Source organism: Microcystis viridis FACHB-1342, from assembly GCF_014698335.1.
GTDB lineage: Bacteria > Cyanobacteriota > Cyanobacteriia > Cyanobacteriales > Microcystaceae > Microcystis > Microcystis ichthyoblabe_A.
The window spans coordinates 88,441-101,517 of record NZ_JACJSV010000002.1; the positions used below are offsets into that span (position 1 = coordinate 88,441).

The 13,077-nt window shown below is 42.0% G+C and carries 14 protein-coding genes and 2 pseudogenes; 7 read left to right on the top strand and 9 right to left on the bottom strand.

Features of this window, described 5'->3' with window-relative positions; genetic code table 11:
• Positions 1–91 precede the first annotated feature (91 nt).
• On the bottom strand, positions 92–394 hold the full coding sequence (locus H6G40_RS01410) for a DUF3181 family protein (RefSeq protein WP_002734773.1): 303 nt from the start codon (positions 392–394) through the stop codon (positions 92–94).
• Positions 387–641: a hypothetical protein gene (locus H6G40_RS01415; RefSeq protein WP_002732278.1), complete on the bottom strand. Its 255-nt coding sequence runs from the start codon at positions 639–641 to the stop codon at positions 387–389. Before H6G40_RS01415 ends, H6G40_RS01410 begins: the two co-directional genes overlap by 8 nt.
• A 61-nt stretch (positions 642–702) precedes the next feature.
• On the opposite strand from H6G40_RS01415, the pseudogene H6G40_RS01420 reads away from it, so the two are divergent.
• From H6G40_RS01420 to H6G40_RS01430, 3 genes and pseudogenes are all read left to right on the top strand, one after another.
• Positions 703–926, top strand: a pseudogene (locus H6G40_RS01420) (IS1 family transposase); the annotation flags it as partial.
• A 143-nt stretch (positions 927–1,069) separates the two neighbouring features.
• On the top strand, positions 1,070–2,056 hold the full coding sequence (dusA, locus tag H6G40_RS01425; RefSeq protein WP_069474003.1) for a tRNA dihydrouridine(20/20a) synthase DusA: 987 nt from the start codon (positions 1,070–1,072) through the stop codon (positions 2,054–2,056).
• A 15-nt stretch (positions 2,057–2,071) separates the two neighbouring features.
• Positions 2,072–2,884 (top strand): DUF362 domain-containing protein, encoded by an 813-nt coding sequence (locus H6G40_RS01430; RefSeq protein ID WP_002732702.1) that lies wholly within the window; start codon positions 2,072–2,074, stop codon positions 2,882–2,884.
• Between the two features lie 386 nt (positions 2,885–3,270).
• On the opposite strand, the gene H6G40_RS01435 is transcribed toward H6G40_RS01430, so the two are convergent.
• The 4 genes from H6G40_RS01435 to H6G40_RS01450 all read right to left on the bottom strand — a co-directional run bounded on the left by H6G40_RS01435 (position 3,271) and on the right by H6G40_RS01450 (position 6,757).
• The gene (locus H6G40_RS01435; protein WP_002731942.1) at positions 3,271–3,621 is read right to left on the bottom strand and encodes a Rieske (2Fe-2S) protein; all 351 of its coding nucleotides are present in this window, start codon (positions 3,619–3,621) and stop codon (positions 3,271–3,273) included.
• 8 nt (positions 3,622–3,629) lie between these two features.
• Positions 3,630–4,211, bottom strand: coding sequence for a DUF1997 domain-containing protein (locus tag H6G40_RS01440; RefSeq protein WP_002733111.1), 582 nt, complete (start codon positions 4,209–4,211; stop codon positions 3,630–3,632).
• 327 nt (positions 4,212–4,538) lie between these two features.
• Complete coding sequence (locus tag H6G40_RS01445; protein WP_002732839.1) at positions 4,539–6,278, bottom strand: TIR domain-containing protein; 1,740 nt, start codon at positions 6,276–6,278, stop codon at positions 4,539–4,541.
• A 194-nt stretch (positions 6,279–6,472) separates the two neighbouring features.
• Positions 6,473–6,757, bottom strand: a complete 285-nt coding sequence (locus tag H6G40_RS01450) for a hypothetical protein (protein WP_002734242.1) — start codon at positions 6,755–6,757, stop codon at positions 6,473–6,475.
• Between H6G40_RS01450 and H6G40_RS01455 the strand changes: the two are divergent.
• Positions 6,731–7,018 (top strand): annotated as a pseudogene (locus H6G40_RS01455) (response regulator); the annotation flags it as partial. The gene H6G40_RS01450 and the pseudogene H6G40_RS01455 overlap by 27 nt on opposite strands.
• Here the strand turns inward: H6G40_RS01455 and H6G40_RS01460 are convergent.
• Positions 7,019–7,201: a hypothetical protein gene (locus H6G40_RS01460; protein ID WP_002734024.1), complete on the bottom strand. Its 183-nt coding sequence runs from the start codon at positions 7,199–7,201 to the stop codon at positions 7,019–7,021. It abuts the pseudogene before it with no gap.
• 324 nt (positions 7,202–7,525) lie between these two features.
• Here H6G40_RS01460 and H6G40_RS01465 point away from each other — a divergent pair, with 324 nt between their 5' ends.
• From H6G40_RS01465 to truB, 3 genes are all read left to right on the top strand, one after another.
• A complete protein-coding gene (locus tag H6G40_RS01465) occupies positions 7,526–9,097 on the top strand; it encodes a hydantoinase B/oxoprolinase family protein (protein WP_190537153.1) in 1,572 nt (523 codons plus the stop codon).
• A gap of 127 nt (positions 9,098–9,224) precedes the next feature.
• Positions 9,225–10,259 (top strand): tRNA (adenosine(37)-N6)-threonylcarbamoyltransferase complex transferase subunit TsaD, encoded by a 1,035-nt coding sequence (tsaD, locus tag H6G40_RS01470; RefSeq protein WP_190537155.1) that lies wholly within the window; start codon positions 9,225–9,227, stop codon positions 10,257–10,259.
• A 291-nt stretch (positions 10,260–10,550) separates the two neighbouring features.
• On the top strand, positions 10,551–11,432 hold the full coding sequence (gene truB / locus H6G40_RS01475; RefSeq protein ID WP_190537157.1) for a tRNA pseudouridine(55) synthase TruB: 882 nt from the start codon (positions 10,551–10,553) through the stop codon (positions 11,430–11,432).
• 236 nt (positions 11,433–11,668) lie between these two features.
• On the opposite strand, the gene H6G40_RS01480 is transcribed toward truB, so the two are convergent.
• Both H6G40_RS01480 and hisC read right to left on the bottom strand, forming a co-directional pair.
• Entirely contained in the window at positions 11,669–11,926 is a 258-nt protein-coding gene (locus H6G40_RS01480) for a winged helix-turn-helix domain-containing protein (RefSeq protein WP_190537159.1), read from the bottom strand.
• 101 nt (positions 11,927–12,027) lie between these two features.
• Positions 12,028–13,074: a histidinol-phosphate transaminase gene (gene hisC, locus H6G40_RS01485; RefSeq protein WP_123230838.1), complete on the bottom strand. Its 1,047-nt coding sequence runs from the start codon at positions 13,072–13,074 to the stop codon at positions 12,028–12,030.
• Positions 13,075–13,077: the final 3 nt, after the last annotated feature.

The window sequence follows — 13,077 nt, forward strand, 5'->3', positions numbered from 1 at the left end:
ACTCCAAAGGCCAGTACTTATCGAACAATGTTTTTAGATTTATTCAGCCAACCCTATAGTTGCGAGTAATCAGGCATACTATTTGGGAATTTTAGCGACTTTTTTGGTATTCTTCCAGCAAATCGATTAAATCCACCTGACATTTGGTGGGTAACAAATCCGCTAGAGAAACTTGCAGATGACCACCTCCGAGGGTGACTTTTATCTCCCGCAGGAGAGACATGACTGCATTCTCACTTAAACTGTCGTTTTCGAGCAAAGGGAAGACTTTTTCGGCAACGACGCTGTGTAAATGGGCCTCCCGGAGATAGAGATGCCATTTAGCCACGTCAATGTAGATATTGTCGCCGATTTGGGCGGCCAGATTTTCGATGTCCTGAGTTGTGTTAGCCATGGGGTGTTACCGAGTAGTTAGCGATCGCCGCTATATAAATCAAATGTCCCACCAATAGAATAGCCCAAATTCCCGTGAACAGATTCAACCAAGTCCAATCGGAAAATTTAATGATATGAAAAAACCACAACCCTGAATTAATCGCTAAAAAAGCCGCCACATGAACGGCGAAATTCATGCGATCATCTAAACGTCGGAAAGCGGGATCGTTTTTGCGATCGGGTTGACGGGGCCAACGAGGAGGCATAAGCAGTGACCAGTTGTCAATTATCAGTTATCAGTGTACCGGTTTTTTAGCCAATAGATAACGTCATCGACTGGTCGGGAAAGAAACTGGTCAAACTAATCCTATTGAAAGATTAAATAATACCTTTCGACAAAGGATTTCTCGGCTGGTGAGAGAGAGTCTATCTTTCTCTAAAAAAATGGAGAATCACCTTGAGGAACCCTTTGGTATTTTATCCATGACTACAATGCACAGCAAAGCAAAGGATTAAACCGCCATCACTACTACCGAATCACCAGCCACTAGGAAATTTATTTTGCACTACTACTTAACCAGTAATATTAGATAGTCAACTTACCAAAAAGCTTTAAAATATCTTGGCAGGAAGACTGGTTATTCTCTGGGGAAACCCAGAGAATGTCCCGATCAGCGAAAAAATCAAGGGAAAGATGGGCAGTATTTTAAGTGTGGCGCCGATGATGGATTATACCGATCGCCATTTTCGCTATTTTTTGCGACAAATTAGCCGTCGTCCCCTTCTCTACACGGAAATGATCACGACGATGGCGATTAAACACGGCGATCGCTATAAGTTGCTGGGGTTCTCCCTAGCAGAAAAACCTCTAGCTTTGCAGTTAGGGGGTGATAATCCCTATCTTTTGGCAGAATGTGCCAAAATAGCCGAAGATATGGGTTATGACGAGGTAAATCTCAATGTGGGTTGTCCTAGTTCTAGGGTAAAAGAGGGCAATTTCGGCGCTTGTTTGATGGCTAACCCGGAATTAGTTGCGAGGGGAATATCGGCAATGAATCAAGCTGTATCGATTCCCGTGACTGTAAAACAGAGAATTGGTATTGATGATCAGGATAGTTACGAAAATATGGCGAATTTTGTCCGTATTGTCGCGGATGCGGGTTGTCAACGTTTTACCATCCATGCGCGGAAAGCTTGGTTACAGGGATTAAGTCCCAAGGAAAATCGCACCGTCCCCCCCTTACGTTACGATGATGTTTATCGCCTAAAAAATCAGTTTCCCCATTTGTTTATTGAAATTAATGGCGGTATCATTAATTTAGAACAGGCTAGACAACATTTACAATTAGTAGATGCAGTTATGATCGGTCGGGCAGCCTACGATAATCCCTATTTATTTGCCACAGTCGATCGAGATTTTTATGGGGAATCGGTTACTCCTCCTACCCGGGAAGAAGTAATCAAAAAAATGCTTCCCTACATCGATGAATGGGTGAGTAAAGGTTATAAATTACACCAGATCAGCAAACATCTTTTACAGCTTTTTGCCGGTCAGCCCGGAACTAAGGCCTGGAAGCGTTATATTAGTGAAAATAGCCATTTTCCTGGGGCCGATTCTGGGCTAATCTGGCAAGCTTTACAGCAGGTAAACTCCCTAAATGATCTGGCCAATTCCCATTAATTTATTTTCTTTTCTATGATTACCCAATCCTCAATTACTGCTGGGGTAAAAAATTCAGCTATGGCGGATTTTGTTTATCAACCTCCCCCGGCAGCTATCACAGCTAAACGTATTTTAATTAAACCTAATTTAGGTTATCCTGTGCCACCACCAGTAACGGTTAGTCTGCCGGTATTAAGTCAAGTTTTGCGAGGATTGAGGGGGGTAAATCCCGGGGCAGAAATTATCTTATTAGAGGGAGTTTGTTCGGCTACTTCTTTAAGAGAAATTATCGATATTTTGGGTGTAAAATCTATTCTCGATCCTGGAATAACTATTCTTGATGCTGATAGTTTACCCCAGCAAGAATATCCGAATCTTTACCCTTTTCCTGTCCGGTTTCCCTCGATGTTTGCCCCTAAAATTATCGAAGAAGTGGATTGTCGGATCACGATTGGAACCCTAAAACGCACCCATTTAAAGGATAAACCCTTGATTTCTGCTTCTTTAAAAAATCTCTATGGACTCTTTCCCCGTAGTCATTATAAAGCGCGTAGTCCTAACTCCCGGGGGCAATTACATCGCCCTTCCGTACCGCTAATTTTACAGGATGTTTATTTTTGTATTGGTCATCTTTTTGATGGGGCAGTGGTGGACGCTAATCTCAAATATTTTAGTAGCAATTGGCGCCCAGATCGAGGAAAATCTATTCCTCTCGGTCAAGTGTTTTGGGGTGATGATATGATTAGCGTGGATCGCAGTGCTTGCCTGTTAGGTAATGAACCAATGCCAAGTTATTTAGATGCGATCGATTTGCTTCGTTCTCAACTTTTAAACGAAACCAATTAAAGTTAATAATTTTTGGCTAAAATAGGCAAACACTTGTAAGTACCTAAGCAAAATTAATTACACATTTCGATAAAGCTTTTGCCTCTTGCCTATTGCCTCTTGCCTGTCTTCACTAGGAAATTTATTTTGCATGACTACTTATTAAATAAGCTCTGGCTTATTATTTCTACTGCAAAGCCTTCCGCTCCTAGGCTGACATGACGGTATTTTATACTAAATCCTGTTTAAAAAATATACAGGAGAGTGGGGATCACCGGAGCGGGGGGAACAATCCATAACTGGGTTTTTACGGAAGCGAGCGAGGTAGGGTTTGGCATTCTCCAAGATTACCCCATTGTCGAGTGAACTGCTCTTTAGGTTGCCCAAAACCCCCCCTCGGTGAGCGGTTATGCGTCTATCCAGATGCTGCCGTCTTCGATGCGAAGGGGATAAACGGGTAAAGCTTGGGGTTGAGAAACTGCCGCCATCGCTTTGTTAACCACAGGGGGCCAGGTAATCCAGTCTTTGACAGCACCACTACAGAGATCAAAAGAACTACGATGCCAGGGACAAACGATCGCGCCGTCTTCGGTAATTTTGCCCTTCGTCATCGATAATTTTAAATGAGGACAACGATTACCGACGGCGTGGAATTGACCGTTATTGTTAATCAACAGAATGGAATTTTCCCCCACTTTTACCACTTGACGGGCGCCGGGGGCAAGGGAATCTACAGATAATACTTTTGTCCAACTCATATTTTTATTTAACTAAGGGAGAGATCGAGAATGGTTTCGGGGTAATTTTGGGCAATAATATCCTGTTTAGCCCATTGTTGGTAATCTTGCAACAATTGACTCATTAAACGCTGTTTAATCCGCAATAAAACCCCTTTTAAGAGACTATTACCGGCGATTTCTAACAGCGGACGCGGGGTTAACCATAATGGTGGTGGTAAGGTGACTTTCACCTCAAGATTGGCTTTCCCCGCTAGATAGGTTTGATTATTTTTTTCCACAGGAGCGAGTTTGCCTTGAACATTGAGGCTAAAGCGATCGTTGATATAATCAATACCTTTGATCTGACAGTCTTCTGATTGCAAAAATATCGTCCCCTCAGAGGTAGCCCAGACATTAAGAATAACCGTGGGCTGAAAATAGTACATATTCAAGAAGTTTAGGGGACGCATTTTTAGGCGAAACCGATTCTCAGATAGGTGTTCTGTTAGGCTAGTCTCAACGATAGCCTGTACTAATCTTTGCGGTTGGCGCAGATAATGCTGAATCGGGATGGTTTGTTCAGCAACAACAATTTCTAGGGATTCGGCAGCGGTAAAAGTTACTTCCATACGTTGGTTATCTTAAATTTGTCTCCCTTCTTAATTTTACTTTACAAAACTTATACTTTTCGACAGTCCAGATGTAGAAATTTTATCGCTAAGAGGGGACACAAACCAGATTTTTGCCCAAAGTTAGGCCTTTTTCAGTGATCAGTGATCAGTGGGGGTTTTAAGTCAACAGTGGGGGGGAGCGGGTTTTTCAAGTTGGATTGGGAGTTAATCATGCTATTAAAAACCGATTCAGTATAACGGTTAAGATCAGAAGCGTGCAGGGATCCCTGCGATGCTGGAACCATCTGCTCCCGTCTTCTGCATCTTGATGTCAGACAGCATTGATCAGGCAAACTTTACGGGTTCAGTCTTCAACACATAGTCCAGTCTGTCAACATCAAAATAATCAGCACGAACCACTATTCCGTTGGCAATTCCTTCAATGGCATGGTAAAGGTCGGCTTTAATCTGTGGACTTGACTCATTGTGAATCATTTTATACAACTTACGAATTCGATCGTCACAAGCCGAGAATATCTCCTCTCTTGCTTCGGAATGCAAGGGATGAGAGTAATAGTACTCAAGGTCTTCAATGCTATCCAAGGCCATTGACAAACAGTAAGGAAAAGTCTCCAGATGATGATTGCCGATGATAATTTGCCCCTTAAATCTGCCGTCTAGTACCTTAAGGTTGTTGATTGATTCAGATGGGATCATCTGGCCAAATGTAATATTTTTAATAAGCATTTCAGAGTCATCTCTTCGCTTTGGTATTTGACGCAGGACTGATATGGCCTTTACTATTGCCGATTCAAGAGCTTTTGCATTGTTTCCCGTAACTACTCTACTATGGAAAAAGATATGATGAAAAACTTGTCGGCGGCTTAGACTTCTCGCTTCAGGACTGAAAAGTGCTTCAAGTGCCAGCTTCCAATCAGGGTCATGATTTGCGAATGAAGGAACCCATTTTAAGACTTTATACTGATCGTCTCGCTCAAGCTTCTGAAGGCAGGCAAAATTATCAAAAGCATCTTTTAGAGATGAGTAAACGCTAGCGCTGTCCAGCTGCTTACAATGTAGTGTATCACTAGATAGTGTTGCAAGATAAGGTTTTGCTTGATCTCCAAACTCCAGAAAGGCAAAGTCTTTGCCAGCAAGCCGGCGTCTCAGATTTGCATTAAGCAGGGACCCAACTAGAAGATTATAACTATCTATCGAGCACATGAATACTGCACCATCACTCCCGTATTGTTTGTGCTGCTCGGTAAGGACATATCGGTACTGGTGCATACTTAATGCCGATGAAAAAACAAATAGTCTCATGGTATTGGATGGCTGGATACGAGTATATCCAATTGCATTCTCAGGATTATTGGCTATCCAGAAACTCGACAGTGAGTCAATGCTTGTTGCATATATTCTAGTTGCATTAGCAAATAAGCCACTAGCTCTTAGTAAGAAGTTCTGGTCAAGTGATAAATCAACTGTGTAGTCGCTTCGGCTTAGATTCTCAAGCTCTTGATTTAGTGCCCGAACGACATTCTGCGCTATGCTTAGGCGAAAATGTTCTTGATCGTTTATATCCATTAATCGTTCATTGCTTGCTCTTATGATGCGATGGATTTCAAGCTTGGAAAAGGTGTTATTTGAGTCAGGCTTTGTTTTTTCGGTAAGTTTGCGATTAATTACTCCATTAAGTTGCTCCAATATCTCGTCGGTTGACGATTTGCTTTGCGAATTGTATCGGCATTCGAGTTTGTCACGCAGAAACCATGGTATCTTATCTCGATCATTCGAGTCTAGATTCTTGTCTACAAAACAAATCACAGGTATTCCCCAGGTATGAGCCAAAGTTAGCTCTTCTCTTACTTCCACAGACTTGAGAGTCTCTTGCGCGAAAACAACAACTACTAGGTCACTCTCTAGTAAGTGTTTCCGAATATTTTCGTGGATGCTACGATTCTCATGGCTAACTATCTCCCTATCAACAACTGGAATCACATCTAAAAGCCTTAGCCTCTCTTGAATCGCGGCTCTCACATTCAGCAAATCCCAACTATAAGATACAAAAACTTTTAATGTCATAATTATGAGCGGAGGAAATACGAGTGACAGAAATTATAGCTATTAAAGGTTAAGGCCATTGGTGTACCTGAACGCAATGTCTCCAAGATTAGCTGGAACATATCTTAATAGACTTGCTCCTCTAGGTTGTCGTTTCTACGAATCTTAGTGCGGACATTTTCATGGGCCAGCCTGATCCTCTATCTGATTCAGAACTATGCCTGTCTAACTACACATTGTGGGTCAACTTTCGGTATATCACCCCATTTAGGTGCGATTGCCAGAACTTTTCCCCATATCACCCCCAAAAGCGTGTTAGCCAGATTAGCATATTGCCAAAAACCTTGTTTAACTAAATTCCTGACAATTAGGCTCATTCTAGCGATAATTCCTCTGTCTGACCACACCCCTTGACAAAAATTTATAATTATTCGACCTTTAGCGATCGCTATCGGGAGATAGTTGTTTTTTAGGCGATCGACTTGGCGAAAAGTTGTCAACCAGATGTAATTATTTTAGATATACAGATGCCTGTCTTAGATGGACACAGCGCCGCTATTCAAATCAAACAATTCGACCCTTATATTCGCATTATCGCCTATAGTTCCTTGCCAAAGCTTCCAATGGAAAAAAATAATCAAAGTATAGCTTTTGACCTATACTACCCTAAAGATATATCTTCCCAAGCTCTGATCAAAGCGATCGATGACTTGGGAAAATTAGCACAATCGGACAAACATCAATCCCGTCGAGTCGGATAGTTAACTAAGTTTTTCTTCAGGAAAAGTTGCTTGAAACTCATCGAGCAATTCATCTAACTCCTCAAGAGCTTGATTAACATCCAATCTCAGGCCGCCAATGTCGGGTTTATCGCGCAATTGCAGTAAATAATCGCGTTTATTAGCCATTTGTTTCACTTTATCGATCAAGCTGGTTTTATCCATAATTCACCCTCTGGTACTGACTGCGATTATATCTCAGTCAGCCCCTATCAGTGGCTCTCCTGCAAAAATCAAAAATCTTCTCTTGGGTGAGGAGACAGGAGGTTCCCAGGCTCTCTTGGGTTTGGTGGGTAAAATGTGTTCTAAGATATAGTCTGGCGAGCAAGTGGAATGAACCACAGAGACACAAAGGACACAAAGATCGCTCCTATGCAAGTTAAACTGATCACACAAAGAATAAGAGAGCCACTCCGACAGAGGAGGATAAAAAAGACAAGAGACAGCTAACTGATAACTGATAACTGATAACTGATAACTGATTTTCCTATGTTCCCTGTAGATTTTCACCGCACAGAAATAACTACCGTTGCCGATCCTATTTATCTAGAAATCTTTAAAAATCTCTATCAATTTATTGCCGAAGAAATGGGGATTACTCTGCAAAATACGGCAGCAAGTGTCAATATTAAAGAGCGCCTAGACTTCTCCTGTGCTATTTTTGATGAGGTGGGAAATTTAATCGCTAATGCTCCTCATATTCCCGTCCATTTAGGCTCTATGTCCGATAGCGTTAAAAGCTTAATTCAGGATAAAGGTGAGACGATTCGTCCGGGGAATGTTTATCTGGCTAATAATCCTTATAATGGCGGTACTCACCTGCCAGATGTCACAGTAATTAGTCCTATTTTTGACCGCCAAAATCAGGAAATATTATTTTATCTTGCCTCCCGGGGACATCAAGCTGATATCGGTGGCATTACCCCCGGTTCTATGCCTCCCCATTCTGTCCATATTAGCGAAGAAGGAATTTTATTCGATAATTTTTTGCTGGTAGCAGCGGGACAGTTTCGGGAACAAGAATTAATTAATCACTTAACTAATAGTCCTTTTCCTGCACGCAATATCGCCCAAAATATTGCCGATTTTCAGGCACAAATAGCCGCTAATGCCAAGGGGGAAAGAGAATTACATAATATGGTTGAGCGCTACGGATTAGCTATGGTTAAAGCCTATCAACAGTTCGTTCAAGATAATGCGGAATTAGCGGTGAGAAAAGCTATATCTGTCTTAAAAGATGGTGAATTTACTTATTATCTGGATAACGGTGCTGTCATCAAGGTCAAGATCACCATAGATATTGATAATTGTCAAGCAACCATCGATTTTACTGGCACATCTGACCAGTTAAATAATAATTTTAATGCACCCCTAGCAGTGACAAGAGCGGCGGTTTTATACGTTTTTCGTACCCTTGTGGAGGAGGCAATTCCTTTAAATGCTGGCTGTTTCAAACCCCTCCATTTAATTATCCCATCTGGCTGTTTTCTTAATCCCGTTTATCCAGCGGCCGTAGTAGCTGGAAATGTGGAAACTTCCCAGGCCATAGTTAATGCTTTATACGGTGCTTTAGGCATTCAGGCAGCCAGTCAAGGAACGATGAATAATTTCACTTTTGGCAATCAAAAGTACCAATATTATGAGACTATTTGTGGCGGTTCTGGTGCGGGGGCAAATTTTGCGGGAACTGCTGCCGTACAAACCCAGATGACTAATTCCCGTCTCACCGATCCAGAAGTATTAGAAATGCGTTATCCTGTATTAGTGGAAAGTTTTAGCATTCGCCCCGATAGTGGCGGTAAGGGACAATATTCTGGAGGTGATGGTGTCATTAGAAGAATTAAATTTCAAGAGTCCATGACTGCTAATATTTTATCGGGTAATCGCCAGATTCCCCCCTTTGGACTGGCGGGAGGAAAAGCTGGTAAAATAGGACGTAATGCCGTGGAAAGAAACGATGGAACTATCGAAGAATTGCCCGGTACTGCGACTGTAGAAATGAACCCCGGTGATATTTTTATTATTGAAACCCCCGGCGGTGGTGGCTATGGAAATTGCTGAACGATAACTTTAATTTTAATTAAGTACCTAAGCAAAATTAAGTAAGTGGTTATAATTAAATTAAAGATGGATACCCCCTTAATCCCCCCTTAATAAGGGGGGTGTCTGACGATTTACTGATTAAATCATGACAATTATCTTAGCGATCGAAACCAGTTGCGATGAAACGGCTGTGGCTATTGTTAACAATAACCAGGTGTTGAGTAGTGTGGTTTCTTCTCAAATTGATCTCCATCGTCCCTATGGCGGTGTTGTGCCAGAAATGGCCTCCCGACAACACCTAGAAACCATTAATTTTTGTCTAGAAAAAGCTTGGCAAGAAACGGGGTTAACTTGGTCAGAAATTGATGGGATAGCCGCCACAGTTGCTCCCGGTTTAGTAGGTGCTTTAATGGTGGGAATGACGGCAGCCAAAACCCTGGCTATTATCCACGATAAACCCTTTATCGGCATTCATCATCTCGAAGGTCATATCTATGCTTCCTATCTCGCTGAATCTGATCTTAAACCTCCTTTTTTATCTCTTTTAGTCTCCGGGGGTCATACCAGTTTAATCCATGTGCAGGCCTGCGGTAAATATCAACAATTAGGAACTACTAGAGATGATGCAGCTGGAGAAGCTTTTGATAAAGTGGCACGATTATTAAACTTAAGTTATCCCGGAGGTCCGATCATTGATCGCATTGCTAAAGATGGTAATCCCCAAGCTTTTCCCTTACCCGAAGGTAAAATATCTTTACCAACCGGCGGTTTTCATGCCTATGATTCCAGTTTTAGCGGTTTAAAAACTGCTGTTTTGCGCTTAGTAGAGAAATTCGAGCCAGATAATTTACCTGTAGCTGATATAGCCGCTAGTTTTCAAGATACGGTGGCCAGAAGTTTAACCCGTCGGACCATCAATTGTGCCTTAGATTATGGCTTAAAAACTATTGCGATCGGGGGAGGAGTAGCTGCTAATAGTGCCTTAAGAAATCATCTGGAAACTGCCGCCAAAAATCATGATTTAACCGTCTATTTTCCGCCACTTAAACTCTGTACAGATAACGCCGCTATGATTGCTCGCGCTGCTGTTGATCATTATGATCTTGGTCATTTTTCTGACCTTTCTATCGGTGTTCGTTCCCGTTTACCTTTAAGCGAAGTTATGCAATTATATAAGTAGGGTTTGCGGCAAAAAGGTTTTCGGTGGGGGCAGGGTGTAGGGTGTAGGGTGTAGGGTGTAGGGTGTAGGGTGTAGGGTTTTAACTATTTTCAGCATGAAGCCCAACGCCCGATCATGTTACGCTACCGCTAACCCATCCTATAAATAATTGCGCCTCCCTACTTAATACGTCAGATTTTTAGATATCAGCCGTCAGTATTCAGTATTCAGTATTCAGAATTGAGGAGATTGCTTTTATCTATTCTCCCTGTCTCCCCACCCCACTTCATAATTCATAATTGATAATTTATAATGTTTGGCTTTTTAAATCTCAATAAACCCCCCGATTGGACTTCTCACGATTGTGTGGCCAAAGTCCGAAAAATTCTTAAGACAAAACGAGTCGGCCATGGCGGAACTTTAGATCCTATGGCCACGGGAGTTTTACCGATCGCCGTCGGGGCTGCCACCCGATTACTGCCCTATTTACCCGAAAATAAGGCTTATCGGGCAAAAATCCAGTTAGGACTCAGCACCGATACCGATGATATTACCGGAAAAGCGATCGCTACTTGTCCCTGGCCCGATTTAACTTTAGAGGCAGTTAAGCCGCATTTAGCGGAATTTATTGGCAATATTGCCCAGATTCCACCGATGTATAGTGCTATTCACCAGGATGGTCGCCGTCTTTACGAATTGGCACGCAAAGGGGAAATAATCGCAGTGGAGCCTCGTCATGTCAAAATTGACCAAATTACAGTTTTAGACTGGTTAGAGGGCGAATTTCCACAAATAGAGCTAGATATTCACTGTGGATCGGGGACTTATATCCGTTCCCTGGCCAGAGATTTGGGCAAGGTGTTAGCTGTGGGTGGCACTTTAGCCAGTTTAACTCGCACGGAAAGCTGTGGTTTTCAATTAGCCGATAGTATTAATCTGGAAGCTTTAATGGCTAATTCCGAGGCTTTAATTTCGCCTCGCATTGCCTTGGCACATCTAGACTGGATTTCTTTGACATCAGAAAGAGTTATCGATTGGTTTCACGGCAGAAAAATTAATCTCACCGATGCAAATGTTATAATCAGTTCTCTGGTTGCTGTGGAGTCTTTAGAGGCTCAATTTCTCGGCATTGGTGAGATAGTTGTCGCAGAAGATGAATACTATCTACAGCCTAAAATAGTTATTCAGCAATAGGGGTAATATATGGGTATATCTCAGTTTTGTAGAAATGTCTATATTACATTTTGAGCGCAGGCCATTGGCGTAATAATATTATTGTAGGGGCGAATTGCATTCACCCTATTGTAGGGGCGAATTGCATTCGCCCTCCGGAAAGAGGCAACAGGAAAGGGAAAAATATGTATAATTGATTCTCTCTGGGTACTTAATAAATACTTTTTCTACATCTTAAGTATTCTTATCTGGACAAACTAAGCTTTTTTATCAACAGTATAAACCCACTGATTATCATTTTTTCTGGCCACGATTTTTTTAGAAGCAACCAAAGATTTTAGACAAAGATTGAGCATAGAAACGGGACGATTTAAGCGCTCACTCAATTCTTGAACTGTGATTCCTTGGGGATAAAATTGCATAAGTTCAAAAATTTGTGCGCTAGTATTTAATCCTTTTGTCGGACTAATAATCTTGATAGCCAAGGCTAGTAATCGGGAGAAACGACAGGCCATTAGACCCTTGTTTGTCGCTGCTTTGTTCCGATCAATCTAGCCTTTTTTTCGAGAAGTTATTAGGGTTTAAAATGCTAATAAAACTCTGACGAAAATAGAGATTAATTTGTTCCCATAATCTCTTGAATAGCAGATAAAAGGCGATCAATCTCCTCATCAGTGCCGATAGAAATCCGCACATAATTCTGAATGCGAGGATGTTTAAAATATCGCACTAATATCTGACGGTCTTTGAGTTGATTATATAACTCACTGGCACTAATCTGGGGGGGAGAAGCGAGGATAAAATTAGCTTCCGAGTCAAAAACAATAAATCCCAACTCCCGCAAAGAAGTAATTAAACGGCTGCGGGTTTGACGGACTTTTTGCCAAACTTGCTCAAAATAATTATGGTGTTTTAAAGCTGCTGTGGCTAAAGTTTGAGCGATGCGATCTAAATTATAGGAATCACGCACCTTATCCATCTGTTCGATAATGGCCCCGGAAGCAAAACCGAAACCGACTCTTAACCCCGCTAAACTATAACTTTTCGACATGGTACGACTAATGATGACATTATCGTAACGGGAGAGAAAATCGAGATGATTGTCATCACTAAAATCCACATAAGCTTCATCAATTAATACCAATCCCGATGCATTAGCACAGGTTGCCTCTAAATAGTCGCGCTCAAGATGTTTCCCGACGGGAGGATTAGGAGAAGCTAGAAAAATTAATTTCGCTTCCGGACAAATAATCGGTCCGGCTAATTCAAATTTATCATTAGTGGGAAATTCGATAATATTTGCCCCGTGTACCCGGGCAATTGTCTCGTAAAGGGAATAGGTTAAATCCAAAAAAGCGACACTTTCGCAAGGGTTAACAAAAGTTCGCAGGGCGATATTAAGTATATCATCGGAGCCATTACCCGCGATTATCTGATCGGCTGCTATGCCGTATAATTCCGCCGCCGTTTGCCGTAACTCTTTGGAGATAGGATCGGGATAGAGTCGGACTTTCTCTAATTGCTCTGGCAGGTGGGCAAAAATTTCCGCCGGTGGGGGATAGGGATTCTCATTGGTGTTAAGTTTGGTAAATCCCGCGCTTTGGGGCTGTTCTCCCGGAGTGTAAGCGGGGGTTTGACGAACACAATCGCGTGTAGGTAGCATGGA

Coding starts and splice junctions, on each gene's coding strand:
- hisC (WP_123230838.1), bottom strand. CDS start 13,074: ATGCTACCTACACGCGATTGTGTTCGTCAAACCCCCGCTTACACTCCG.
- H6G40_RS01440 (WP_002733111.1), bottom strand. CDS start 4,211: ATGGAAGTAACTTTTACCGCTGCCGAATCCCTAGAAATTGTTGTTGCT.
- H6G40_RS01435 (WP_002731942.1), bottom strand. CDS start 3,621: ATGAGTTGGACAAAAGTATTATCTGTAGATTCCCTTGCCCCCGGCGCC.
- H6G40_RS01465 (WP_190537153.1), top strand. CDS start 7,526: ATGTTCCCTGTAGATTTTCACCGCACAGAAATAACTACCGTTGCCGAT.
- H6G40_RS01445 (WP_002732839.1), bottom strand. CDS start 6,278: ATGACATTAAAAGTTTTTGTATCTTATAGTTGGGATTTGCTGAATGTG.
- H6G40_RS01480 (WP_190537159.1), bottom strand. CDS start 11,926: ATGGCCTGTCGTTTCTCCCGATTACTAGCCTTGGCTATCAAGATTATT.
- dusA (WP_069474003.1), top strand. CDS start 1,070: ATGGGCAGTATTTTAAGTGTGGCGCCGATGATGGATTATACCGATCGC.
- truB (WP_190537157.1), top strand. CDS start 10,551: ATGTTTGGCTTTTTAAATCTCAATAAACCCCCCGATTGGACTTCTCAC.
- H6G40_RS01410 (WP_002734773.1), bottom strand. CDS start 394: ATGGCTAACACAACTCAGGACATCGAAAATCTGGCCGCCCAAATCGGC.
- tsaD (WP_190537155.1), top strand. CDS start 9,225: ATGACAATTATCTTAGCGATCGAAACCAGTTGCGATGAAACGGCTGTG.
- H6G40_RS01415 (WP_002732278.1), bottom strand. CDS start 641: ATGCCTCCTCGTTGGCCCCGTCAACCCGATCGCAAAAACGATCCCGCT.
- H6G40_RS01460 (WP_002734024.1), bottom strand. CDS start 7,201: ATGGATAAAACCAGCTTGATCGATAAAGTGAAACAAATGGCTAATAAA.
- H6G40_RS01430 (WP_002732702.1), top strand. CDS start 2,072: ATGATTACCCAATCCTCAATTACTGCTGGGGTAAAAAATTCAGCTATG.